Consider the following 22,984-nt stretch of genomic DNA (forward strand, 5'->3'; position numbering starts at 1 on the left):
GTGATCCTTGTCTTGGTTTGCGGGCGCAGGGTTGCACCCCTCGGTCCGAGCCGTCCTCAATCCCCGTGCAGGCTGATGATCCGCTGCTCTGAGAGCATATTCCGTGGTTCCTTGACCCAAGGGAAATGGCGTGTCAGCAATTATTCATGCGCCAGACGCATCAATAAGGAGGTGCCATTCCATGAGCGATCATTCCGGCATCGAGAATGTCCATTCCTTCATCACCCTTGCCCAGGAACTCAGCTTTCGCCGCGCGGCCGAACGTCTTCACCTCGACCAGTCCGCGCTGAGCCGCCGCATCCAGAAACTGGAAGCGACCCTGGGATTCCGCCTTCTGGAACGCACCACGCGCGAGGTTCGGCTGACCCAGGCCGGGCGCAGCTTTTATGACGACAATGCCGATCTGCTGCGGGGCTATGAGTCCTCGATCCAGCTGGCGCGGCGCATTGCCGAAGGCAAGCTGGGGTCGCTGAACGTGGGCTACATGGCCTTCGCCGCCACCGAGTTGATGCCTGCGGCTGTGGCGCGGTTCCGGCAGGCCCATCCACACGTGGACCTGAAGATTCGGTATATCAGGACGCAAGGCCAAAAGATCGCCTTGGCGAATGACGAGATCGACTTGGGCTACATGATCGGCCCCTTCGACCATTCCGATTATCACAGCCTGACCTTGTCGATCGAACCGCTGTATGTCGTGACGCCGCGCAATCACGCGCTGCTGCGCCTGCCGGTCGTCACGCCCGCCGATCTGGTGGGCCAGGACATCATCCTGGGCGATACCCATGAATGGGAGGAATACCGCTGGCGCCTGGCCAACCTGTTCAGCGCCGAGGGCATATCCCTGAACATCGCCATCGAGGCGTCGAATACCCTGGCGCTTCTGGGCCTGGTCGCGGCGGGCCTGGGCGTCACGATCTATCCCGAAAGCCTGATCGGCTTTCTGGGCCGCAACGTCGAGGTACGCCCGATTATGCACCCCCTGTTCCGCATCCGCACGGTGCTGGCCTGGAAGCGGTCGAACAGGTCGCGGCAGGTCCGCGAATTCGTCGATGTGGCGAAACTCGCCGGAACACGGTAACGATCAGGGATGGCTTGACACGTTGTTCCGGCCTTGGGTGCGCATGAATTTCAGGGATGTTTCCAGCACCTCGGATCGGTTCGTGCGGTCCCAGACCGCCGTGACCGGCGCTGCGCCCCGAGGTCGTGTCCCTCTCGACCGCGGCGCCTGCCGGAAATGTCAAAGCGCTGCCGGGCCGGGTCGAGGTGATGACCTTCCACGGCGCGGTGGTCGAATACCAGATCGCGACCGAGGCAGGGCCACGCATCACTGCCCGTGCCAGCGCACCCAACTTGGGTGGTCCCGCGTCCGTGCCCCAAGGCAGCCGGGTCTGGGCGCATTGGTCCCCCCAAGCGGGTGTCATCGTCAGCGAACACTAACTTCTAAGCCAGGAGAAGATGGATGAACGACCTTTCCCCGGTTTCAGGGGCCAATAGCCTGCATGACAAGCTGACGGTGGTTGATGGGCTGATCGTTTCGAAGTTTGATCGTGACGTGTTCGAAGACATGCGTCGTGGCGGTATCACCGCCGCCAATTGCACCTGCTGCATTTGGGAAGATTTCACGGCCACGATGCGAAACATCATGCAGTGGAAGGCTTGGTTCCGCGACAATGCCGACCTGATCCTGCAGGTCCGCACGACCGCCGACATCCGCCGCGCCAAGGCCGAGGACAAGACCGGCATCATTCTGGGCTGGCAGAACGTGACGGGGCTCGAAGATCAGATCGGCTATCTGTCGCTGTTCAAGGATCTGGGTGTTGGCATTATCCAGATGGCTTATAACACCCAGAACCTTGTCGCGACCGGCTGCTATGAATCGAAGGATGCTGGACTGTCCGATTTCGGGCACGAGGTTGTTGCCGAGATGAACCGCTTGGGCATCCTCTGCGATCTGTCGCATGTAGGCCCGCAAAGCAGCCGCGACGTGATCCTGGCTTCGCGCCAGCCGGTCGCCTACTCCCATTGCTTGCCCGCCGGGCTTAAGGCGCATCCTCGCAACAAGACCGACGAGGAACTGCGATTCATCATCGACCACGGCGGCTTCGTGGGCGTGACCATGTTCACCCCCTTCCTAGCGCGCGGGACTGAAGCGACGGTCGACGATTACGTCGATGCGATAGACTACGTCATCAACATCTGCGGCGAGGAACGGGTCGGTTACGGCACCGATTTTACGCAAGGCCATGGACAAGGCTTCTTCGACTGGATCAGCCACGACAAGGGCTATGCCCGCCGCTTGACCAACCTGGGGATCATCAGGAATCCCGCCGGAATGGACACGATCGGCCATACCGGCGCTCTGACTGCCGCCATGCAGCGCCGTGGCTGGTCCGAGACCCGCATTGAACGCATCATGGGCGAGAACTGGGTCAACCTTCTCGCCGAGGTCTGGAAGAAATAGCTGTTCAACGAAGCGTTTGACTCGCCGCAGCCGCTTTCCTGTCCCACGGGGGGATCGGGTTTTATGGCACGGGCTGAAGAATGGTCAGGACTGCGACCGCGTATGATCGTCGAGACATGTCGCGGGATCTCTCGCACAGGCGGGCTTTGCCGTTCGTACTGCTTAGGAAGTGGCCATGATTAGCGATAGACGTTGTTATCCCCCGGAAAGCTTCGGTCCCGCACCGCTGCCGCATAATCCGCGATGGCGCGGTCGGCCGCCGCGCCCAGTTCCGCGAACCTGCGCACGAAGCGCGGCACCCGTCCGGTCAGGCCCAGCATGTCGTCCAGCACCAGGATCTGTCCGTCGCAGCGAGCCGAGGCGCCGATGCCGATGGTGGGCACCGCCACCGCGTCGGTGATGCGGTCGGCCAGGGCCTCGACCACGCCTTCCACGACGATGGAAAAGGCCCCGGCCTCGGCCACATCCACGGCGTCCTGCAGATGGCCCGCCCAGCTGTCGGTTTCCCGGCCCTGAGTCTTGAAGCCGCCTAGGGTATGGGTGGCCTGTGAGGTCAGGCCGACATGGCCCATCACCGGGATGCCGCGTTCGGTCAGGAACCGGATGGTGGGCGCCATGCGGCTGCCGCCTTCCAGCTTCACCGCCCCGCAGCCGGTCTCGCCCATGATCCGGGCGGCGTTGCGGAAGGCCTGCCCGGGGCTTTCCTCGTAGCTGCCGAAGGGCATGTCGATCACCACCATCGCGCGGCTGCTGCCCCGCATCACCGCCTGGCCGTGCAGGATCATCATCTCGGTCGTGACGCCGATGGTCGAGGGCAGGCCATGGACCACCATGCCCAGGCTGTCGCCCACCAGCATGATCTCGGCATGGGGATCGATCAGGGCCGCCATCGGCGCGCTATGGGCAGTCAGCGCGACAATGCTGTCCTTACCAGGAAGACCGGTCAGGAATGCAGATCTTCTCTTCCGTTCCATGGATCTTGCGCGTCGCCCGGTGGATGTCTTTGACAGACCTGTCAGCCTCGGCTTTCGTCATCACGGGTTTATTGCTCATCTTCAAGCGCTGGAGCTATGCGGGAATCTGAGTGACGCGGCCTAATCAAGCGGCGCGATTTTCGGTGACGCTGGCGGCGACACCCTCGGTGATGTGACGCCTTCGATGATCAAAGGCAACTGGTTCGCGCCCTTCACCGCCTGGTGCGGACGCTCGAGACGCTGGCCCGGGTGCATCGCCAGCACCGCCGGGTGGAATTCGAGGGGGAGGACCACGCCGAGCGCTTCGCCCGGGATCTGAAGGGGCGCTACGGCGAGAAAGTCATGGAGCAGATCGCCTCAGGGGATGACCGGGCGCTGGCCTCTGACTTCCCCGAGGTCCGCCAGCGGCGCGAGATTGCCCGTGCCCTGGTGGCTGCTGCCGAGAGCCACGAGAGCATCGGTCTGTCCCGGCGGCAGGCCGAACTGGCCAAAGAACGGCTCCTTGCGCGCGAGCACCAGCACGACAGACCGCAGCACGAACTGCGCCGCAAGGATCACGATCTGGACCTCTGAGGGAGACAGGGCCGATGAACCGCCTGAGTGTTGCCCTTCCCACGGGACTAATTGCCGGAGCCCTTGTCGGGCTGATGGTCGGAGGCTTGTGGCTGCATTGGCAGCTTGGGGCGGGCATGAATACGGGACACCCTTTCGTGCTCATCACGGACTTCCCCGGCCTGCGGATGGCCGGGCAGGATCCCTGGCGTTCGGCCTATGGGATCGTTCTGGCAGGTGCCGTGCTTTTGTCCCTGCTGGCCGTGGCGTTCACCCTCACCCATCGGCTGACCACCTACGGCACGGCGCATTTCCAGACCCGGCGCGAGATCCGGCGAAACGGGCTCCTGCAGCCCGTGGGGGCAGGGCTGGTGTTCGGCAAGTTCGGCAAGCCGCACAGGAAGGGGCGCTTTGTCTCGGGCAGCTACGACCGCTTCCCCCATGCCCTGGTGGCCGCGCCCACCCGCTCGGGCAAGGGAGTGGGATACGTGATGCCGAACACGCTGCTCTTTCCCGGCTCCTGCGTGGTGATGGATGTGAAAGGCGATATCTTCGAGGCCACGGCCCGGCACCGTCAGGCGCAGGGCGACCAGGTGTTCCGCATCGCGCCCTTTGACTTCGTGCACCCGTCGCATCGCTACAACCCGCTTGAGCGGATCAGCAGGATTGCGGATACCGACCAGCGGTTCACCGAACTCTCGAAGCTTGCCAGCTATTTCCTGATCCCGAAGAACGAGAAGGGTGGTGCCTCGGACTTCATTGTGGGCGCGCGCCAGCTGTTCGTGGCGGCTGGCATGCTGGCCATCGAGCGCGGCACGCCGACGTTTGGCGCCATTGCCCGCATCCTCTTCGATACCGGCAACAAGGAGGCAGCCTACGCCGCCCTAGCGGCCGAGGCGCGCCACCCCCAGACCGCGACGATCTTTCTCAACTTCTCGGGCCATTCCGACCGGACGCTGTCGTCCTACGCCTCGGTTCTCGATGGGTCGGGCCTTGGCCTGTGGTTCAATCCGCGGATCGACAAGATCACGAGCGCCAACGACTTTTCCTGGGACGACATCCGGCGGCGCCCGCATGCGGTCTATATCGTTGCCAACTCTGACGACATCCCGACGCTTTCCCCGCTTCTGCGGCTGATGTTCGGAGAGCTGATCGCCACCATGCGCGCGCACATCCCTGACCCGACAACCGAGCCCTGGCCTGTACAGATCATCCTCGACGAGTTCGATCAGCTTGGCCCCATGCCGATCATCGTCCAATCGCTGAAGCAACTGGCCGGTCATGGAGTACGCGTCTCGATCATCACCCAGTCGGTGCCGGGGCTGGAAACCATCTATTCCGAGAACGAGCGGCTCTCGATCGAGTCTGCCGCCGGCATGAAGCTCTACATTGCACCCAACGAGAAGAAGACGGCCGGCGAGGTGTCCGAGGCACTCGGCAAGACCACCCGGCTGTCGCTCAGCGACAGCTACTCGCAAGACGGACAGGGGATGCTGAAGCGCTCGGTCTCGCGGCGCAACGAGGAGCGTCCGCTGATGACCCCTGACGAGGTCCGCAGGCTCGATCCCGACAAGATCATCCTGATCCCCGAGCGGCAGAACCCGATCCTGGTGGACCGGATCGTCTACTGGCAGGACGCCTGGTTCAAGACCATCATCGACGCGCAGAAGGGACCGCTGCCCTATCCCGATCCCCTGCGGGCGGAACTCGAGGAGCTGCGTGCCGAAGTTATGGCACTGAAGGAGGACCGCATCTCCTATCCAAATGCCGAGCCCAGGGGAGGTGGCGCAGAGACGCCGGAAACGGAGCCTCCCCTGGCGCAGGAGGAGGTTGCAGAGGTTCACAGCGCCGAGGCTGATGACGCCGTGATCTAGGAGGCAGATTTCCGGGGCGCATCAGACAAGATGGACAGTTTTGACAGGCGATTGCAAAGCAAAACGATTGAGGGCCAGGAGCAGGCTGATCCAACATGACAGCCTGAGCATCCCTAGTTTACCACAGTCCCAACCGGAAAGCTGGTCGCTTTACTGGCGCTCAACCCTTTGGAAACAGGATGGCCTCGATATCCATGGCGCCGTTCACGATGTGCAGAACCGTCACCCGCTCATGGCCAATGCGATAAAAGATCAGATATCGCCCATGCACCCGACGACGAATGCCGTGCTGCTCATAGCGAGGCACAATCGGCCATGCCAGGGGCATGTCCTCCAACTCCACGCAGCACTGGTAAAGCTCTCGGATGAAGGTCACAGCGCGGGCAGGGTTGTCGTGCGCGATATAGTCGCCGATCGCTTCCAGATCCGCCTCGGCCGTGGCGGTGATCTCGACGATCATTCCGCAGCGCGCTGCATCGCCTTGTACTTTGCTTCCAGCCGCGCCGAAACCTCCGGAGCAAGCCGCGTTCGTCCCGCGTCAGCATCGGCCATTCCACGGGCCAAAGCCTGATCCAGCACGGCCAGACGCGTTTCACGCTCCTGGATCAGGCGAATGCCCTCGCGCATGACCTCACTCTTCGAGTTGTAGCGGCCGCTCTCAACCAGTTGAGCCACATAGCTTTCAAGCTGCGATCCCAGTTCGGCGCTCAGCATCCTATTCTCCGCTGTCTTTGAAACCAAGGTGACAAAGTTCATAACAGTTATCAAGTGCCTTTGATGGCTTGAGAAGGCCTGTCTCTGCTGACGCCTGAGAATGAACCGGCAGTACCTGCCGCCAGCGTGCGGATGATGGCCAGAGCGACCCCTGAGGAGCAATGTTACCCCTGATTGAACTGGACCGGCAGATCAGGCCAGCCTTTCTAGGAGGCCTCGCCGTTGCCCTTCTCGAGTCCCGGAAACCACGTCTCGAGGATACCCCGCTCAGCGCCTATCCGCCCGGTCTGCACGATCACGTCGATGGACCCGAGCACATAGTCGCGGATTTCCATCAGCGTCAGGGGCATTCCCGCCCGCATGACCAGAAAGGCCAGCCTGTTGACTGCCTTTCGCGCGCTTGTGGCATGGAGGGTGGTGAAGCTGCCTTCGTGGCCGGTGTTGATGGCTTCCAGGAAGGTGACGCCCTCGATCCCGCGCAACTCGCCCAGAATGATCCGATCGGGGCGCAGCCGAAGGGTCATCTCCAGCAGCTTGTCAGCCGAGCGCGGGGAGCCCTCGCACCGGTCGGCGATCAGGCTGACCACATTCTCCTGGGACGGCAGCAGTTCGGTCGAGTCCTCGATCAGCGCCAGGCGGTGCTCTTTCTCCACCATCCACAGGAGGCGACGGGCCAGTTCGGTCTTGCCAGACGAGGTCCCCCCGGAGATCACCATGTTCAGGCGCGCCTCGACACAGGCTCGGAGAAAGACGTCCGGGTCTTCTCCCTCTCTTGCCATGTTCCGGATCCGGCGCAACGTCTCCAGTCGTTCTTCCTCAAGGGAGACGGCCGGATTGCGCAGAAAGCCGAAGTGCCGGGGCGGCACGCCTGCCGGCTTGCGGCGGAACACCCGCAAGGAGATGATTGCGCCGTCGGCCGAGGCCGGGGGAATGATAGCTTGGCAGCGCAAGGTGGCGCCTGCGAACGCGATGGTCGTGGAAATCGCAGGCTGGCTGTCTGTCAGAGTGAGGCGCTGCTTGTTGGCAATAAGGCCAGCAAGATCCCTCACCTCGACAGGCGAGAGCGTCATGTCCGACAAGGACATATGGCTGTCTCCGGCGCGCTCTACCCAGACCCGGCCACAGGCGTTGATCGCCACCTCGATGGTGGCCTCCGCCTCGATCAAGGGCCGCAGGATGCTGAGCCTGCTTTCAAGGTGCCCAAGGGCTGTCATGGGAACATGGCCAGATCGGCATTCACCATGACCATCACCACGGCACCCTGGTCGACGCTGATCGTCGCCGGGATGTCGATGTAGTCCTTGATCACCCCGCCGATTGCGTCGCTGGCACTGCTGCCGATGTTTTCCGCGGTATCCCGCGCGATCTCGTCGTCGTCACCATCCTCGACAGCGGCCGCCAGCACCGCCGGGGCGGCACCGATGATCGAGACCGCAGCCGCGGCCGAGAAGCGCGCCAGGGTTCGGGTGTTGACCCGACCCGTCACGCCCGCGCGGCCGACCCGATCGGTCCCATAGGCGGCAAGCTCGACAGACTGCCCGTCGGGCGTGACCACCCGGTCCCAGGCCACCATGATCCGCCGCTGACCCTTCTCGATGGACGAGCTGTAACGGCCGAAGAGCCGCGCGCCGCGAGGGATCAGCACAGTTGTCATATCCATCGACCAGACATCATAGCTCACCGTGGCCGATACATTGCCCTCGAGCTGGCTGGAGATGGCGGTGGCAAGCGTCGCCTCGATCAGCGTGCCCGCGAGGGATCAGCACAGTTGTCATATCCATCGACCAGACATCATAGCTCACCGTGGCCGATACATTGCCCTCGAGCTGGCTGGAGATGGCGGTGGCAAGCGTCGCCTCGATCAGCGTGCCCTGGAGCACCGTGCGGGAAGGGTCCGCAATGACCTCCGCTTCCACGGCTTCGGTCCGTCCAGCACGCCGGAACCGTTCGGCGGCGTCCGATCGCTCGTCGGCACCCGCCATATCGTTTTCGCCACTCTCTCGACCGCCAGCACGGTAGGCGACGGTGGCCGATTGCGTCCGGGCTTGCAGCAGAGCCTCTTCCTCGGCACGACGGGCTTCAAGCTCCGCCCGGCGGCGTTCAAGCTCGGCCAGACGCTGTGCCTCCTCATCGGCTGCGCCCTGCGCTTGGGCTGCCAGTTCCGCGGCCATGTCCAGTTCGGACTGCAGGCGCAGGTTGTCGCGCGTGAGATCGTCGAGGGCCTGATCCTTGCCCGCCATGTCGTTTCGCAGTTGCTCCAGGTCGGCGCGCAGGCTGTCGAGTTCAGCGGAACCCTCCCTTGGACTGGCCTTGGCTGCGGCAAGTTCGGCCCGGAGGGCGTCCAGGTCCGCCCTGGCCTGTTGCAGAGCCGCCCGTGCTGCTTCAGCATCGGCCTGGGCCTGCGGATCGGGAACCGTGCGCACTTCGGTGCGGGTGCCAGGCAGGGCTGGCGCAGGGTTCGGCGCGGTCTCGGTCAGCGTAAAGCCGTCAAGTCCGGTGTCGTCCTGGAACTCACGAACCTCGGAGGTTGGCAGGGCGGTCGGCGCCTCATTCTCGGAAGGGACAACCGTTGCCACATAGGCGCCCCCGGCAAGCCCGGCGGCCAGCATCCCTGCGGGCAGTGCCAGGCGCCGCCACAAGGATGGCCTTGGCGGGGGTTGCTGTATCCTCCGCAGGCGTTCCTGGAGGGGATCGACCTCGGTCATCAGCCTCTTTTCCCGCCGGCATCAGGCCGCGTGCCCTCGACGCAGACGGATGCGTCGCCATAGCGCAGCACCCAGCGTTCCGAACGCGCACCCACGGTGATGATCGTGCCGTTGGTAGTGGTGTTGACGCTGTACTCCCGCCCCCGGGCATCGGCCCGGAAGACCGACGGGATCGGCGCGCCGGGCGGGATCTGGAAGAATGTTCTTCTGCCGTCGTCGGAGATGCCGGTGGGCGCGAAGGAGGCATCCCCGCTGCGGTTGATCACCCGGTAGCGCATCGGCACTTCCGCCGGGATTGCAGCCGCCATTGCCGCTCCGCGAGAGCGGGATCCACCACCCGGGACGGTGAACTTTACCGACCAGTGTGGGGTGGCACGGGAGGACTCCACGACATGGATGAAGTAGAAGCGGCGGTTGGTTTCGACGGTCAGGTTGGTGCTGACGCCATCAAGCACCGGCTTCACGGTAAAGACGTTCGAGCCTTCCAGCTTCTCGACCTGGAAGGCTTCGCTGTCACCGATGGCGATGGAGCGGATGGTTTCGCCATCGCCCAACTCGACAAGGGTGACGTTCCGGACCCGGGTGTTGATGGTATAGACCTGCCCTTCCTGGAAGGTGGCATAGGTCAGGCGGCTGTCGTTGCCGCCCGCCCGCGGGCGCGCCTCGGCGTGGGCCGCAGCTGGCAGGGACAGCAACGCGAGCAACGCACTGGTCGTGATGATGCGGATCATGGCTGGGCCTCCATATCCTGGGCGTCGAGGCTTTCCGCCGTGACGCGGTAGTCGGTGACGGTGAAGCCGAAAGGGTTTTCCCAGACGAGCTCGACTGCACTCGCGGTGGTGGGCTCGAAGGCATAGCTGACGGTGGCGTAGAACTTGCCGATCCGGTCCGGCTCGCCCGGCTTCTCGAGCCGCTTGGTGAAGCGGACCTGTGCGGTCTTCTCAGCGACCGGCGTGATCGACAGTACGTCGACCGTAACGGTGCCGCTCGCGCCATAGATCAGCGGCGGATAGTTCGGGTTTGCCTTGTCCCATTGCGCCTTCAACGCCGCCTGCACCCGGGTTGCGGACATGCGATAGACCCGCAGGATGCGCGCCTCGTTGTCGGCCTCGTCATAGGTTTCGCGGTTCTTGACGTAGCTGTAGAGCAGCGACTGCTCTACGGCCGCACCTTGTTCGACGCCCGCCGCCTCAATCCGAACGGCACGCTCCGCAAGGCCCGTGTCCTTGTCGACGATGGCGAGGAAAGCCTGCGTTTCCTTCAAGGGCAACATCATCCCGGCGACAGCCACGCCGCCGAGGCCCGCCAGAACGCCTCCAATGGCGACCGCCCACGCCATGCGCTCGCGCCGGCGGACCCCGAAGATCAGTTCGGTTTCCAGGATCGTCATGCTGTCAGGCTCTGCGTGTTTCATGGTCGCTCACCTTGGTCGGTCTGTGCCGCTCACTCGCGCTTGCCTTGCATGATGTTGATGCCGCGCAGCTTGGCCCGCAGGTCGGCGCCCTTCTCGGCCCAGGCCCGGTCCCGAGCCCGGGCGGCAAGCACCGGGGTCTTGCCAGTCAGTACGCCGGATACGAATGCCTCGCCGCGAGCCTTGAGCGCCTCTCCTCCTCTTCGGATCCCGGCTCCAGTCGCAGTTGCGGGAAGCAGCAGCGGACGCCCCACCAGTCGAACGGCCTCGGGAGCGAAGTTGGCCAGATTGAAGCTGCCGGTGATGTTGGCTGCTGCCGTGGGGATGGCCAGCAGGGCGAAGATGCCGACAAAGGTGACGCAGAGAAAGCCAAGGATCATCGAAAAATCTTCGACTCTGGCTTGAGGAGTGAACTGTGCCTCCGCCATCGACACCACGGCACCGATCACTGCGGCTGCGGCAATCGGATACAGTAGATAGCCCACGAACGAGGTTAGCCAAGCCTCGAAGAGGGACTTGGTGCGCTCGAACAGGGTGGCGATCATCGCCAGCGGGGCGACGCCCAGCAGGAAGGCGATCATGATCTTCGAGAAGCCGACGATCAGAACATAAGCCGCCATCAGGACCGACAGAATGATGAAGAGAAGCCCGGCAACGAGTCCGCGTGTGATGGAACTGACGGATCGGGCAGCGCCGTCCGCCACATCGGACATCTGCACGGCAAACTGATCCATGGCAGAGGCAGGTGTCGCAGCGGCTCCCTCAAAGAAGCTCATGGCAAGGCTGCCCGCGCCTGAGGACAACGCATCATAGATCGCGCCGAAGTTGGCCCATGATCGGACGAAGAGGAACACCAGCACGATCCGCGACACAACTTGCCAGGCGTCGCGCATGGAAAGGCGATAGGCGCAGAGTGCCATGTTGATGCCAACGAGCGCAATCAGCAGCGTGGTCACGATTGTCAGCATTGGATCGAGGGCATCGGCAGTCGACGTAAAGTATGTCTCGCCGACATCGAGGACCGCTGCATCCAGATCGCCAAGGATTGTTTCCACCAAAGCCATCAGTATTCACCGCACATTGCGTCGATGATCTTGATCTGCCGCTCGTAGGCCTTGTAGAGGTCGCGCGTGTGGTCCGGCGTAAGGACGTCCACGTCTAGTTCTTTGCGCAACTTGTCCTCAAACAGCACTACTATCTGGTGGGGGATGATTTTCGCGGCGCAGGTACAATCCTCAGTGGCGAGGACATTTTCTGCCGAGAGATAGGCTTCAATATCACGATATGCTCGCTTTCCCGGCCCGCCAGGAGAACGCAAGTTAGCCAATAGTTCGGGCGTCTTCTCACAGCTTCGATACGGCTGGTTCTGATCTGCGCTCGGCACTCGTTTGACACTGGACACGTCTACATCGGGTGACAGATCCAAGTTCAGGAAATCCTCCTCGGCTTTGCGTTCCGCCTCGCTCATCTCGGCCTGCCGGTCCAAAAGCTCCTGCAGTTCCGGCTGCGGGAGGTCAGGAGGCGCTCCGGAGGTTTGCGCCAGTCCCATTGTGCCAAGGCCCAGGATCACCAGTCCGCTCCACAGTGCTCTCCGCATCATGATCAGTCCTCCAGCTTCATACGCAGGTACTTTTCCTCGTCGGCCGCGGTGGCCGCGTCCATGACGCCCATGTTACCCTGACCCACGGTCTGGATCGCTTCCATCGACCAGACATTGGCCAAGGCAATGCCCAGTTCCGCCGTGACCCGCGTGTTGAGATCGATCGCTTCCTTTAGCCCGGCCGTGCCGGGAATGGTTTGAACCAACCCGTCGAGCCGCGTCAGGCTGTCTGTGGCCGCCTGCGCCGAGCTTTCTGCAGCCACGCTCATGAAAGCGTTCACATTGGCAGACTGACCGATGCGGGACACGGCCTGGTCCTCGCTTTGGGCCAGGGTGTCGACGCGCCCCCGCGTGAGACCTGAGTTTTCAAAGGTCTTGTCAACATGGCCGGTGACCGTCCGCCCGCCGCCTAGCATGTCGCCCGAGGCCAGCACCCGCGTCCAGTCGCCCGTGCGCGCCGCCTCAAGCGAGGTGGTCAGGTCCGAGAAGTCTGGCAGGATATCTTGGAGGAAGCTTTCGGGATCGACGCCGAGGTCTGCCAGCGTCAATCCGCTTCGCAGCGCGTCGATCTGGTCCTGCAGGAGCATGATCTGCTGGAGAAGCTGCGCCGTCTGCTCGTCGAGCTTCAGGTTCTGGGTGATCTGCTCCTTAAGTTGCAGCTTCGCCTCGACCAGTTGCTCGGCAAGTTTGGCAAGGCTTGTTCCGTCGATGACCGGCACGCCCTGGCCATGGGCGGGTAGGACGAAGACGCAGGCGAGCGCGCCAGCAGCCAAAATGTTGTGGGTCCGTCTCATCCGTCGATCCTCATCTGCATATAGAGTTCATCACGGGCATAAGCTTCGAGCAGCAGCGCGGTGCGGGCCGCCTCTACCTTGCGTTCTACCGCCTGCAGCCGGGTCAGGATCACCGCCATGCGCGCCACTTCGGCCCGCGCATAGGTGTTCAGATCCATGGCAGCCTTCGCCGAACGGGTTGTCTCGACCTCGAGCAGGATAGCCCTAAGCCGGCCCATGGAACCATGCATCGTGTTCATGCTGACCGCGGCGTAGCCCAGGGCCGCATCCGAGACGTTCGACGCCTCGGCAATCACCATGTCGCGTGGATCGAGCGTGCCGACCGCCTGCGCATCTCCGCCCATCCGGGCCGCATAGCGGTTGTAGTAGCCGGTAATTTTGACGACGTAGTTCTGCGTCTCCCGGTAGGGCGGAATACCGCCATACTTCTCCACCGCGCCGGGTCCGGCATTATAAGCCGCAAGCGCCAAGGGCATGGAGCCGAACATTGCTAGGCCCTTCAGAAGATAACGCGCGCCGCCGTCGAGCTGCGTGCGTGGGTCCTGGCGGCTGCCATTGTCCGGAATGCCCAGCTCGGCAAAGGTGCCGGGCATGATCTGGGTCAGGCCGAATGCCCCGACAGGGCTGCGGGCGCCGATCGAGAAATTGGACTCCTGCTTCACGAGCGCCTGAAGCCAGCAGCGGAACTCGACAGCATCGATGCCGGCACCCGCCAGGGCCGGATGGCCGGCATGGGCAGCGGCCGTGTCCGAAATCATCTGCTCGATTGTGACCGGCGCATCGCCCATGATGCGGTCTGCGTAGGGATTGTTATCTTGGGCGGCATAGATCCCTGCGGCACCGGTGAACGCGTCTCTTCCGCCCGATATTCCGGCGCCTTCGAGATCCGGGATGAACCGGGAGGTTTCCGTCAGCAGCTCCAGCGTGTCCTGGGCCGCTGCCAGCTGCTCGGTGCGTGCTTTGAGCTGCTTGACGCGCTCCTCGTTCCTGGCCTGCAACTCAGCAGACTTCCCGATCTCTTCGCGCAGACCGAGGACTGTCTGACGTCAGCGCCCATGGGACAGATTAGGCAGATTGCGTGATGGAGGGTTTTTGGCTCATCGTAGCCCTTATGGAGCGAAGATGAGCAAGAAACCCATGACGACGAAAGCCGAGGCTGAAACATCCATGGTGAGGCGCGGCATCCTGATAAACTGCGGTTTTTGGCGTAGGAACCATAAAACTACAGTTCTTCAACTGGTTAAGCCAGCCTCACCAACCCCTCACGAATAATCCGGGTTAGAGCCATGCGGCAAGGCAGCAGGCACTGGTTCGAACCGCCCGCCTTGGGCCGGTCGGTGTCAGCCCGGCAGGTCAGGTGCTGCGCCGCGACCAAGAAATCCTGGCCTGTGCGGCAAGGCGTTTTGCATATTTGATCGGGCCTTCGTCGCGCACCCGGCGTATGCCGGCGCCGGGGCGGACTGCAGAAGCTGTGGCGCGTCGCCGCTTACTGCGCGGCGGCCCGTGCCGTTTCCATCCAGCCGTCGACCAGGGCGCGGTTGTTCGCGATCCACTCGCGCGCCTGCGCCTCGATGTCGTCGTTGCCGCCGTTCATCGCGGCGTTCTGGGCAAAGATGTCGGCCAGCGGGATCTCGGCTGCCTCCAGAAGCGCGCGGACGGCCGGGTTTTCGTCAAGGAACGCCGTGTTCGCGACGGGAACGATGTCATTGGCCGGGAAGCCGAGCGTGCAGGGGTCGCTGACGCAGCCCTCGACGCCTGCCATGGTTGCGGCATCCTCCAGATCCGCGAGTTCCTCGGGCAGGTCGACCTCGGGCACCTCGATCCAGACGACATCCTTGCCCGGTACAAGCTCGTTCACGGTCCAGTTCGGCGTCCAGGTATAGAAAAAGATCGATTCGCCGTTCCCGTAGGCCGCAACCGCATCCGCCATCGAGGCGGAGTAACCGGCCTTGATGGGGTTCACATGGTCGCGCAATTCATAGGCGTCCAGGTGATGCTCGATGTTGATTTCGCAGCCCCAGCCCGGAGGGCAGGCGACCATGTCCGCACGTCCGTCGCCGTCCCGGTCAAAGGCGGCCTTCACCTCGTCGCGCTTGAAATCGTCAAGCGAGGTGATGCCCAGCTCGTCGGCGGTTTTCTTGTCGACGAGATATCCTTCGAGCGCGCCCCCCTTGGCCACCGCACCGACGATTTCCGCCTTGCCCTCGAAGGTCGGGCGATAGGTGTTGTGCAGCGGGAACCACCCATCCACCCAAAGCGCGACATCCCCATAGGCGACGGATTCGTAGAACACCGGGTTGTCCAGCGTCAGCGTGTCCGACACAGCATATCCCAGTTCCTCGATCATCTGGCGATAGATCTCGGTATGAAACCAGCCGGTGTCCCAGGTCGGGCGCGCCATCTTCAGCGTGACCCCCTCGCCGGGCGCGTCCTGAGCCGCGGCGGCCCCGGCGATGACCATAAGCGCTGCGCCGATGGCGCCTGCGGCGACGGTCGTCTTGAATTTCTTCATGATCAGTCTCTCCCTCTGATATGGTGCTTGGCAGGTGTGGTTCAGCCGGCCTTTGCCCCGTCAGCCCGTGATGCGGCGCGAAAGAACCCGGCCAAGGTGCGCGTCAGCGACGGCGCGGCCCCAAAGCCCTTTTCGCCCAGGCCTTGCGTGATCCGGTCAAGGACGATGGCAAGGATGACGATCCCGATGCCGCCCGAGGTGGCCTCGCCCACATTCAACCGTCCAAGGCCCGTGTTGACGACCAGGCCCAGCCCGCCCGCACCGATCAGGGCCGCAATGACGACCATCGACAAGGCCAGCATCAGGGTCTGGTTCAGCCCGGCAAGGATGGTGCGCATCGCCATGGGCAACTGCAAGTCCCAGAGCATCTGCCAGCGGGTCGAGCCGAAGGACTGCGCCGCCTCTATCAGGTCATGGCGGACGCCCCGGATGCCCAGGTTGGTCAGGCGCACGATGGGCGGGATGGCAAAGATGATCGTCGCGATGATCCCCGGAGTCATCCCGACCCCGAAAAGCATCACGATGGGGACCAGATAGACGAAGGACGGAATGGTTTGCATGATGTCGAGGACAGGCCGGATGGCGCGCCATGCCAGGTCGCTTCGGGCGGCAAGGATGCCCAGCGGGATGCCGATGACCGCGCAGAACAGGACCGAGGTCACGATCATCGCAAGGGTGGTCATGGTTTCCGGCCAATAGCCGATCATGTCGATGAAGGCGAAACCGACCAGCGTGAAGATTGCCGTGCCCTTGCCCGCCCATCGCCACGCGGCCAGCGCAAAGCCAAGGGTGGTCACCAGCATCGGCACCCATAGCATGAAGGCGTTCAGCGTGTTCAGCACGGAGGAGATCGGCACCTGCGCGGCGCGGAAGAACGGGCGGAAGTTCGGCACCAGCCAGCCGCGCACGAAGCTGTTCATCCAGTCGTCGAAGGGGATGGTGACAAGGTCAGCCGGGCTGAGCATCCAGACGCTCCATCTGCTGATATTGCGTGGGCATCGGTCCGCCGGCAAGGCAGGCGAAAAGGTCGTCCAGCTCGACAACGCCGGCAAGCGCGCCGCCATCGTCAAGCATCGCGATGGGAAGCCCCTGCGCCGCAGACGCGTAAAGCTCGTGCAGCTTCACCCCCCGCGCGGTGCTGGGAAACGGCCGAAGCAGCTCGCGCGGCGCCCCGCTGTCACGGACCAGATCCTCGTGGCGAACGATGCCCGCGATGCGGTCCGCTTCCAGCACGAAAAGCGCGTTGCGGCCAAGCTGCTGCATCCGGTCCAGGGCGCGCTGGCGACTGTCGTCCAGGTGCAGCACCTCGGGCGGGCGGGCAATGTCGGCCGCACGGAAGACGCGGCCGCGGTCGATGTCGCCGACAAAGGCGGCAACATAATCATCGGCCGGATTTGCCACGATCTCTTGCGGGGCGCCGACTTGGACAAAGCGGCCGTCGCGCATGATCGCGATGCGGTCGCCCAGCAGCAATGCCTCGTTCAGGTCGTGGGTGATGAAGACGATGGTCTTCTTCAGCGTCTTCTGCAGGATCACAAGCTCGTCCTGCATCTCGCGGCGGATCAGCGGGTCGAGGGCACCGAAAGGCTCGTCCATGAGCAGGATCTGCGGCCCCGTGGCCAGGGCGCGCGCCAGTCCCACGCGCTGCTGCATCCCGCCCGAAAGCTGCGGCGGCAGGGCGTCCGCCCAGGCAGCAAGGCCGACCTGATCCAGTGTTTCCAGCGCCGTCGCGCGCCTTTGCGCAGCGGGTATCCCCTTGACCTTGAGACCATAGGCCACATTTTCCGTGATGGTCCAGTGCGGGAACAGCGCGAAATGCTGAAACACCATCGCGATCTTCTCGCGCCGGATGGCCCGCAGCCGGTCGGGGGCGCAGCTTGCCACGTCCTCTCCATCGATGCAGATTTCACCTGCCGTGGGGGGAATAAGCCCGTTCAGCATTCGCACCAGTGTGGACTTGCCAGAGCCGGAAAGCCCCATCACCACGAAGATTTCGCCCTCGGACACGTCGAAGCTGGTGTCCTGCACGCCCACCGTGGCGCCGGTTTCGCGAAGAATTTGCTCCTTGCCCTGGCCCTGCCGCAGCCGGGCGAGCGCTTCCCCAGCCGCTGCACCGAAAACCTTGAACACATGACGAACGGAAAGTTTCGAAGACATCATTCCCCTGCTTTCGGTCGCGGCGGGCCTGACGCGCAGCGATGTGGCGCCTGATGAAAACCCCTCCGCTTCTGGCCAAGGATGCCCATTGATGCGTCAAGCCTAGGCCGGGCGTCCCGGCAATTCAACAAATTGACGGCGGATTGCCTCGAAAGACCGATGGCTGCTGCAGGGGACTGTTCCGCACGCGTTCGGTGTCCGGCGGCCGGGACATCGGCTGTCGCCTCAACAGCGGGCGGTGCCTTTGCGGACCGTGTGCCGCATGACTTGGCGGTGCCAGGCCTCATGGTCTTACAGATCCTTCATCAGCCGCAGGGCGTCATAGACGGCAGCATGGGTGTTGCGGGCGGCCACCGCGTCACCGATGCGGAACAGGCGGAAGCGGCCTCCCGGGTTGTGCGCGACGGATTGAACGCCGCCCGCCGTCAACGCGTCGTAGTCGACCTCGCCCAGGTTCCGCGACAACGGCTTCAGATCGAAGTAAAGCTGGTCCAAGGGCCGGGTGCCGTGGTTGACCACCACCTGATCGACCAGCCGCTGGCGGCTCATGTCGCCGTAATCGCTGCCAAGCGTGGCGCGCAGCTTGTTGCCCTCGCGCGTTACCGACAGCAGGCGCCACGTCACCGTGAAGGTCACGTCGCGGCGTTGCAGGCTGCGCATATAGGGCACCAGGTTCATCGCCATGACCTCGGGTGCAAAGCTGCGGTCGGGGGTCACGATCTCGACGGCGGCGCCCGTCGCGGCGATGGCATCGGCTGCCTGCAATGCCGCATGATCGCCCGCGTCGTCAAAGATCAGGACGTCTTGGCACGGCTTCACGTCGCCCCCGATGATGTCCCAGGCGGAACAGACCAGATCGTTGCCCTGCGACAGCACCTCGGTATGGGGAAGGCCGCCGGTGGCGATGACGACATCGTCGGGATCGGTCGCCAGCACGTCGCCGGCCTCGGCCAGGGTATTGAAGCGGAAGCGCACGCCGCGCTTTTCGCACATCGCCATCCGCCATGAAATGATCGAGATCATCTCGCGCCGGCGGTCCTGCCGGGCCGTCAGGCGGACCTGCCCGCCGGGTTCATCGGCGGCCTCGAAGACGGTCACGTCATGTCCGCGCTCGGCCGCCACGCGGGCGGCTTCCAGCCCTGCCGGTCCTGCGCCGACGATCGTGACGCGGCGCCTTTCGGCCGCGCGCGGAACATCATGCGGCATCGTTTCCTCGCGCCCGGTGGCGGCGTTGTGCAGGCAGAAGGCCAGCCCGCCCTGATAGATCCGGTCCAGGCAATAGTTGGCACCGACGCAGGGGCGGATATCGTCCTCGCGCCCCTCCATGATCTTGCGGACCAGGTGCGGGTCGGCCATGTGGGCCCGCGTCATGCCGACCATGTCCAGAAGCCCCGCGGCGATGGCATGGCGCGCCGTCGGCACGTCCGGGATCTTGGCGGCGTGAAAGGTTGGAAAGCCGGTCGCCTTGCGGATCTCACCGGCGAAATCCAGGTGCGGCGCGTTCCGCATCCCCTGAACGGGAATCACGTCCGTCAGGCCGGCATCGGTGTCGATATGGCCCCGCACGACGTTCAGGAAGTCGACAAGCCCGCTGTCCTTCAGCATATGCGAGACCTGGAAGCCTTCGTCGCGCGTCATCCCGCCCGGCAGCACCTGATCGCCCGTATAGCGCAGCCCGACGATGAAATCCTCGCCACAGCGTTTTCGGATCGCGGCCAGCACCTCCATCGTGAAGCGGAGGCGGTTTTCCAGGCTGCCGCCATAGGGGGCTTCCAGATCATTGGCCAGGGGCGACCAGAACTGTTCCAGAAGATGGCCATAGGCTTCCAGCTCGATCCCGTCGACACCGGCGGCCTTCATCCGTTCGGCCGCACCGGCAAAGTCGCCGATGATGCGGGCGATGTCCCAATCCTCCATCCGCTTGGGAAAGGCGCGATGCGCGGCCTCTCGTTCATGGCTTGGGGCCAGGACCGGCAGCCAGTCTCCCTTGTCCCACCGCGTCCGGCGCCCCAGGTGGGTCAGCTGGATCATCACCGCCGCGCCGTGGTCGTGGCACTCATCCACCAACTGCTTCATCCAGCCGACGACCTCGTCCTTGTAGGCCAGGATGTTGTTGAAGACGGGCGGGCTGTCCCTGGACACCGCCGCCGATCCGGCGGTCATGGTCAGGGCGACACCGGCCTTTGCACGCTCCGCATGATAAGCGCGGTAACGGCCCTTGGGCATCCCGTCCTCGGGATAGGCAGGTTCATGGCTGGTGATCATGATCCGGTTCCGAAGCGTCAGGTGCTTCAACCGGTAGGGCTGAAGAAGCGGGTCGTTGGACATCACGGGCCTTCAGGCAATTGCGGGTTTGACCATCAGGCCCAAACTGTTCACATATGTCAATATTTATTACTACTATGTTCAATCTGGCGCCAGTTATGAACAAATCGATTGCCTTGCGCGGCCCAAGGTCGATAACCTGACACCATGAACGAAAACGCGACCAATGCGTCCGGGTGGCGGGGCTCTCGTGCCGGATGGCTGGAGGCGGGCTATCAGGCCCTGATCGAAAACGGGGTCGATGGCGTGAAGATCATGCCCCTGGCCAAGCGGCTCAACCTGTCGCGGACCAGTTTCTATTGGTTTTTCGACGACCGAGAAGCCTTGCTGGCCGCCCTGCTGGAGGGATGGGGGGCCCGCACCACAGAGCCCCTGATTGCGGCCACGCGGCAATATGCGGAAACGCAGGCAGAGGCGATGCTGAACGTGATCGGCTGCTTCCTGTCCTGTCAGACCTTCGATTCAAGGCTGGAGTTCGCCGTCCGCAGCTGGGCGCTCCGCGAGGAGTCGGTGGCATTGCGGATCAAGGAGGCGGATGAAGCCCGCCTTACTGCCCTAACGGCTATGATGCAGCATTGGGGGCACGATCCGGTGGCTGCGGATGTGCGGGCGCGGACCATCTATCTGGTCCAGATCGGATACATCTCGATGCAGGCCGCCGAAGACCTGCAAACCCGTCTGGACCGCATTCCGACCTATGTCGAAATCTACACGGGCAGCCGTCCCGAGCCGCGCGAGATCGCCCGCTTCAACGCCCGTTTCCGGGATCGCACTGCTCCATGAGCATCGGGATTGCCGCTGCAAGCGGGACAGCATCCGATCCCTGCCGCATACCCGAACGCCTATGGCGGCCCGGTTATCTCTGCATCCAGTTCTTCTTGGGAAATATCAGGTTGCAAGCGACAGCCCGCCATGACGGCTGATCTCGGCTTCGATGCTGGCAATCAGGCCATCAAGGGCCGGGTTTCGCGTCTTGCGGGCGCGGCGGACGACATAGGCCAGTTCCGGCGGCGGGGGCAGCCGGGTGCCGATGATATCCATGTCGTGGCGCAGGTGCCGGTCATTCAGAAGGGCGACTCCCAGCCCCGCCGTCACCGCCGCAACAATGCCAGCCGCACTGGTGCAGTCGAAGACCGCTTCCAGCAGCACTCCGCCATCCTGCCCGATATCAAGCGCCCATTGCCGATAGAAACAGTGCTCGTCAAAGGAAAGAAAGGGGATCGCGCCCTCGTCGGGCAGCACGAAGTCCCGTGATTTCACCCAGTGCAGGTCCTCGCGGAACAGCACCAGATCGGTGGGCCGCACCTCGTGGGAAAAGACCTGCACGATGGCCGCGTCCAGTTCACCCCGTTCAAGCATCGCCCGCAGCACAAGGCTCATCCTGACCCGCGTGCGGACCGCGACCTGCGGGTGCAGGCGGCGGAACCGGCCGAGGATCCGCGACAAGTCCGAACAGGTGGTATCCTCGGTCAGCCCCAACTGGATGCGGCCCGCAAGATCCGTTCTCGTCAGGCTCAGAAGCGCTTCATCATGCAGCCCGAGGATACGGGAAGCATAGCTCAGAAGCTCGTCTCCGGCCAAGGTGAACAGGGGCGCACCGGGCCGGCGGGCCAGGAGATCGCAATCGAGGCTGGTTTCCAGGCGCTTGATCTTGTGGCTGACCGCTGACTGCGTCAGCCCGAGCACCTGGGCAGCGCGGGTAATTCCGCCATGCTGGTGGATGGCGCGCAGCGCCCTCAGCGCCTCGATGTCGAGTCGGCGAGATGAAAGGTCAGTCATGCGTGTGCCCGTCATTCAGTTTCCCCGATAATGACCATCCCTACTTTTCGTGGCAAGAAAGCATATCCGCTGACTCATGTTTCTCATGTCTGGATCGAAATTTGTCATGTGCGGCTTGCCGCCCGTCTTGCTATGCCATGTTCATGCCATCCGCCGCGAGCCTGTCATGACCAATGCGTCCCTTCCCGCAAGCTCCTGGACGCGGCATCGCCTTCTCTGGCCGGCGATGGCCATCATGCTGATCGTCGGCTGGAGTTCGGGATTCATCGGCATCCGCTATGCCAATGAGGAGGCAAGCGTCTTCCTGCTGCTGTTCTGGCGGATGCTGCTGGCGGGGCTGATCCTTTTGCCCTTCGCCCTGACCCTTGGTCCGCGTCCTTCCCTTTGGGCGGTCTTGTGGCAGGTGGGGTTCGGGGTGATGGCCATGTTCCTCTACCTGGGCGGCTTTGCCCTGGCCATCGAGCAGCGCGTGCCGACAGGGCTTGTCGCGCTGATCTCGGATCTGCTGCCCTTGGCGATTGCTGTCCTGTCGCGGCCCGTCCTTGGCGCCCGATTGAGCCCGCAGCAATGGCTGGGTACGGGGATCGCTGTCGCGGGCGTGCTGATCGTGTCCTCTGACAGCCTGTCGATCGGGACGGCGCCGATCTGGGCCTATGGGCTGACAGTCGGCTCGATGCTGGTCTTCGCGATGGCCTCGGTCCTGCTCAAGCGGCGGCAGGAATTGCATATCCCGATCCACCAAAGCCTTTGCATCCAATCCCTCACCGGATCGGTCCTGTTCGGACTGTGCTCGTGGGCTGCGGGCGACGGTCTTGCGCCGCCGGTCACGTGGAACTTCGCCATTGCGATGGCCTGGCTGGTGCTGGTCGCGACCTTCGCCGCCTATTCGGTCTATTACACGGCCTTGCGGATCTATCCGGCGGCAAAGGTCAGCGCGGCGATCTATCTCAGTCCGCCCGTCACGATGCTGTGGGCTTGGGCGCTGTTCGACGAGCCCCTGACCACAATCATGTTCATGGGCCTTGTCGTGACGCTCGCAGGCGTCTGGCTGACGATGCGGGACGACCGGAACGGAGCAGGCGGCCTGGAAGCCTGAATCCATCCCGATGATCCATCCACCTGTGGC

24 protein-coding genes are annotated in these 22,984 nt (G+C 63.6%); 7 read left to right on the forward strand and 17 right to left on the reverse strand.

All coding sequences use genetic code 11. The features are described from left to right. Window positions 1-181 precede the first annotated feature (181 nt). The 3 genes from Q5701_RS20310 (at window position 182) to Q5701_RS20320 (ending at window position 2,461) form a co-directional block, all read left to right on the forward strand. Entirely contained in the window at window positions 182-1,078 is an 897-nt protein-coding gene (locus tag Q5701_RS20310; protein WP_306752755.1) for a LysR family transcriptional regulator, read from the forward strand. A 125-nt stretch (window positions 1,079-1,203) separates the two neighbouring features. Further along, window positions 1,204-1,437 carry a TOBE domain-containing protein gene (locus Q5701_RS20315; RefSeq protein WP_306752756.1) on the forward strand — a complete coding sequence of 78 codons (234 nt, stop codon included), beginning with the start codon at window positions 1,204-1,206 and terminating at the stop codon, window positions 1,435-1,437. A 22-nt stretch (window positions 1,438-1,459) separates the two neighbouring features. Continuing rightward, window positions 1,460-2,461 carry a dipeptidase gene (locus Q5701_RS20320; protein WP_306752757.1) on the forward strand — a complete coding sequence of 334 codons (1,002 nt, stop codon included), beginning with the start codon at window positions 1,460-1,462 and terminating at the stop codon, window positions 2,459-2,461. 179 nt (window positions 2,462-2,640) lie between these two features. Here Q5701_RS20320 and panB read toward each other — a convergent pair whose 3' ends face one another. Then, window positions 2,641-3,435 carry a 3-methyl-2-oxobutanoate hydroxymethyltransferase gene (gene panB / locus Q5701_RS20325; RefSeq protein ID WP_306752758.1) on the reverse strand — a complete coding sequence of 265 codons (795 nt, stop codon included), beginning with the start codon at window positions 3,433-3,435 and terminating at the stop codon, window positions 2,641-2,643. A gap of 222 nt (window positions 3,436-3,657) precedes the next feature. Between panB and Q5701_RS20330 the strand changes: the two genes are divergently transcribed. Beyond that, entirely contained in the window at window positions 3,658-4,008 is a 351-nt protein-coding gene (locus tag Q5701_RS20330; RefSeq protein ID WP_306752759.1) for a hypothetical protein, read from the forward strand. A gap of 14 nt (window positions 4,009-4,022) precedes the next feature. Continuing rightward, entirely contained in the window at window positions 4,023-5,861 is a 1,839-nt protein-coding gene (locus Q5701_RS20335; protein ID WP_306752760.1) for a type IV secretory system conjugative DNA transfer family protein, read from the forward strand. 160 nt (window positions 5,862-6,021) lie between these two features. On the opposite strand, the gene Q5701_RS20340 is transcribed toward Q5701_RS20335, so the two are convergent. The 15 genes from Q5701_RS20340 to hpbA all read right to left on the reverse strand — a co-directional run bounded on the left by Q5701_RS20340 (window position 6,022) and on the right by hpbA (window position 20,082). Further along, a complete protein-coding gene (locus Q5701_RS20340; RefSeq protein ID WP_306752761.1) occupies window positions 6,022-6,321 on the reverse strand; it encodes a type II toxin-antitoxin system RelE/ParE family toxin in 300 nt (99 codons plus the stop codon). After that, a complete protein-coding gene (locus Q5701_RS20345) occupies window positions 6,318-6,575 on the reverse strand; it encodes a type II toxin-antitoxin system ParD family antitoxin (RefSeq protein ID WP_306752762.1) in 258 nt (85 codons plus the stop codon). The genes Q5701_RS20340 and Q5701_RS20345 overlap by 4 nt, the downstream gene beginning before the upstream one ends. A 206-nt stretch (window positions 6,576-6,781) precedes the next feature. Next, window positions 6,782-7,714, reverse strand: a complete 933-nt coding sequence (locus Q5701_RS20350) for an ATPase, T2SS/T4P/T4SS family (RefSeq protein ID WP_444875282.1) — start codon at window positions 7,712-7,714, stop codon at window positions 6,782-6,784. Window positions 7,715-7,785: 71 nt separating this feature from the next. Continuing rightward, complete coding sequence (locus tag Q5701_RS20355; protein WP_373568578.1) at window positions 7,786-8,235, reverse strand: TraB/TrbI/VirB10 family type IV secretion system protein; 450 nt, start codon at window positions 8,233-8,235, stop codon at window positions 7,786-7,788. Window positions 8,236-8,245: 10 nt separating this feature from the next. Further along, window positions 8,246-9,280: a TrbI/VirB10 family protein gene (locus Q5701_RS20360; protein WP_306752764.1), complete on the reverse strand. Its 1,035-nt coding sequence runs from the start codon at window positions 9,278-9,280 to the stop codon at window positions 8,246-8,248. After that, complete coding sequence (locus tag Q5701_RS20365) at window positions 9,280-10,011, reverse strand: TrbG/VirB9 family P-type conjugative transfer protein (RefSeq protein ID WP_306752765.1); 732 nt, start codon at window positions 10,009-10,011, stop codon at window positions 9,280-9,282. Before Q5701_RS20365 ends, Q5701_RS20360 begins: the two co-directional genes overlap by 1 nt. Continuing rightward, complete coding sequence (locus Q5701_RS20370; protein WP_306752766.1) at window positions 10,008-10,670, reverse strand: VirB8 family type IV secretion system protein; 663 nt, start codon at window positions 10,668-10,670, stop codon at window positions 10,008-10,010. Before Q5701_RS20370 ends, Q5701_RS20365 begins: the two co-directional genes overlap by 4 nt. Window positions 10,671-10,723: 53 nt before the next feature. Continuing rightward, on the reverse strand, window positions 10,724-11,755 hold the full coding sequence (locus Q5701_RS20375; RefSeq protein ID WP_306752767.1) for a TrbL/VirB6 family protein: 1,032 nt from the start codon (window positions 11,753-11,755) through the stop codon (window positions 10,724-10,726). Then, window positions 11,755-12,291 carry a hypothetical protein gene (locus Q5701_RS20380; RefSeq protein WP_306752768.1) on the reverse strand — a complete coding sequence of 179 codons (537 nt, stop codon included), beginning with the start codon at window positions 12,289-12,291 and terminating at the stop codon, window positions 11,755-11,757. The genes Q5701_RS20375 and Q5701_RS20380 overlap by 1 nt, the downstream gene beginning before the upstream one ends. A gap of 2 nt (window positions 12,292-12,293) precedes the next feature. Further along, window positions 12,294-13,085 (reverse strand): type IV secretion system protein, encoded by a 792-nt coding sequence (locus Q5701_RS20385; protein ID WP_306752769.1) that lies wholly within the window; start codon window positions 13,083-13,085, stop codon window positions 12,294-12,296. Further along, window positions 13,082-14,083 carry a lytic transglycosylase domain-containing protein gene (locus tag Q5701_RS20390; protein WP_306752770.1) on the reverse strand — a complete coding sequence of 334 codons (1,002 nt, stop codon included), beginning with the start codon at window positions 14,081-14,083 and terminating at the stop codon, window positions 13,082-13,084. Before Q5701_RS20390 ends, Q5701_RS20385 begins: the two co-directional genes overlap by 4 nt. Window positions 14,084-14,571: 488 nt before the next feature. Next, entirely contained in the window at window positions 14,572-15,597 is a 1,026-nt protein-coding gene (proX, locus tag Q5701_RS20395) for a glycine betaine/L-proline ABC transporter substrate-binding protein ProX (RefSeq protein WP_306752771.1), read from the reverse strand. 41 nt (window positions 15,598-15,638) lie between these two features. After that, a complete protein-coding gene (locus Q5701_RS20400) occupies window positions 15,639-16,562 on the reverse strand; it encodes an ABC transporter permease (protein WP_306752772.1) in 924 nt (307 codons plus the stop codon). Then, on the reverse strand, window positions 16,546-17,757 hold the full coding sequence (locus Q5701_RS20405) for a quaternary amine ABC transporter ATP-binding protein (protein WP_306752773.1): 1,212 nt from the start codon (window positions 17,755-17,757) through the stop codon (window positions 16,546-16,548). Before Q5701_RS20405 ends, Q5701_RS20400 begins: the two co-directional genes overlap by 17 nt. 288 nt (window positions 17,758-18,045) lie before the next feature. Continuing rightward, complete coding sequence (gene hpbA, locus Q5701_RS20410) at window positions 18,046-20,082, reverse strand: N-methyl-L-proline N-demethylase HpbA (RefSeq protein ID WP_306752775.1); 2,037 nt, start codon at window positions 20,080-20,082, stop codon at window positions 18,046-18,048. Between the two features lie 144 nt (window positions 20,083-20,226). On the opposite strand from hpbA, the gene Q5701_RS20415 reads away from it, so the two are divergent. Beyond that, window positions 20,227-20,862: a TetR/AcrR family transcriptional regulator gene (locus Q5701_RS20415; protein WP_306752776.1), complete on the forward strand. Its 636-nt coding sequence runs from the start codon at window positions 20,227-20,229 to the stop codon at window positions 20,860-20,862. A 105-nt stretch (window positions 20,863-20,967) separates the two neighbouring features. Here Q5701_RS20415 and Q5701_RS20420 read toward each other — a convergent pair whose 3' ends face one another. Continuing rightward, window positions 20,968-21,858 carry a LysR family transcriptional regulator gene (locus Q5701_RS20420; protein WP_306752777.1) on the reverse strand — a complete coding sequence of 297 codons (891 nt, stop codon included), beginning with the start codon at window positions 21,856-21,858 and terminating at the stop codon, window positions 20,968-20,970. Window positions 21,859-22,084: 226 nt separating this feature from the next. On the opposite strand from Q5701_RS20420, the gene Q5701_RS20425 reads away from it, so the two are divergent. After that, window positions 22,085-22,954, forward strand: a complete 870-nt coding sequence (locus Q5701_RS20425) for a DMT family transporter (RefSeq protein WP_306752778.1) — start codon at window positions 22,085-22,087, stop codon at window positions 22,952-22,954. Window positions 22,955-22,984 lie beyond the last annotated feature (30 nt).

Source organism: Paracoccus actinidiae (genome assembly GCF_030863885.1).
Lineage (GTDB): Bacteria > Pseudomonadota > Alphaproteobacteria > Rhodobacterales > Rhodobacteraceae > Paracoccus > Paracoccus everestensis.

Excerpts from the sequence above, each read along its gene's own strand:
- Q5701_RS20310 (WP_306752755.1), top strand. The coding sequence starts at position 182 with ATGAGCGATCATTCCGGCATCGAGAATGTCCATTCCTTCATCACCCTT.
- Q5701_RS20320 (WP_306752757.1), top strand. The coding sequence starts at position 1,460 with ATGAACGACCTTTCCCCGGTTTCAGGGGCCAATAGCCTGCATGACAAG.
- panB (WP_306752758.1), bottom strand. The coding sequence starts at position 3,435 with ATGGAACGGAAGAGAAGATCTGCATTCCTGACCGGTCTTCCTGGTAAG.
- Q5701_RS20335 (WP_306752760.1), top strand. The coding sequence starts at position 4,023 with ATGAACCGCCTGAGTGTTGCCCTTCCCACGGGACTAATTGCCGGAGCC.
- Q5701_RS20340 (WP_306752761.1), bottom strand. The coding sequence starts at position 6,321 with ATGATCGTCGAGATCACCGCCACGGCCGAGGCGGATCTGGAAGCGATC.
- Q5701_RS20345 (WP_306752762.1), bottom strand. The coding sequence starts at position 6,575 with ATGCTGAGCGCCGAACTGGGATCGCAGCTTGAAAGCTATGTGGCTCAA.
- Q5701_RS20355 (WP_373568578.1), bottom strand. The coding sequence starts at position 8,235 with ATGGATATGACAACTGTGCTGATCCCTCGCGGCGCGCGGCTCTTCGGC.
- Q5701_RS20360 (WP_306752764.1), bottom strand. The coding sequence starts at position 9,280 with ATGACCGAGGTCGATCCCCTCCAGGAACGCCTGCGGAGGATACAGCAA.
- Q5701_RS20365 (WP_306752765.1), bottom strand. The coding sequence starts at position 10,011 with ATGATCCGCATCATCACGACCAGTGCGTTGCTCGCGTTGCTGTCCCTG.
- Q5701_RS20370 (WP_306752766.1), bottom strand. The coding sequence starts at position 10,670 with ATGACGATCCTGGAAACCGAACTGATCTTCGGGGTCCGCCGGCGCGAG.
- Q5701_RS20375 (WP_306752767.1), bottom strand. The coding sequence starts at position 11,755 with ATGGCTTTGGTGGAAACAATCCTTGGCGATCTGGATGCAGCGGTCCTC.
- Q5701_RS20380 (WP_306752768.1), bottom strand. The coding sequence starts at position 12,291 with ATGATGCGGAGAGCACTGTGGAGCGGACTGGTGATCCTGGGCCTTGGC.
- Q5701_RS20385 (WP_306752769.1), bottom strand. The coding sequence starts at position 13,085 with ATGAGACGGACCCACAACATTTTGGCTGCTGGCGCGCTCGCCTGCGTC.
- proX (WP_306752771.1), bottom strand. The coding sequence starts at position 15,597 with ATGAAGAAATTCAAGACGACCGTCGCCGCAGGCGCCATCGGCGCAGCG.
- Q5701_RS20400 (WP_306752772.1), bottom strand. The coding sequence starts at position 16,562 with ATGCTCAGCCCGGCTGACCTTGTCACCATCCCCTTCGACGACTGGATG.
- Q5701_RS20405 (WP_306752773.1), bottom strand. The coding sequence starts at position 17,757 with ATGATGTCTTCGAAACTTTCCGTTCGTCATGTGTTCAAGGTTTTCGGT.
- hpbA (WP_306752775.1), bottom strand. The coding sequence starts at position 20,082 with ATGTCCAACGACCCGCTTCTTCAGCCCTACCGGTTGAAGCACCTGACG.
- Q5701_RS20415 (WP_306752776.1), top strand. The coding sequence starts at position 20,227 with ATGAACGAAAACGCGACCAATGCGTCCGGGTGGCGGGGCTCTCGTGCC.
- Q5701_RS20420 (WP_306752777.1), bottom strand. The coding sequence starts at position 21,858 with ATGACTGACCTTTCATCTCGCCGACTCGACATCGAGGCGCTGAGGGCG.
- Q5701_RS20425 (WP_306752778.1), top strand. The coding sequence starts at position 22,085 with ATGGCCATCATGCTGATCGTCGGCTGGAGTTCGGGATTCATCGGCATC.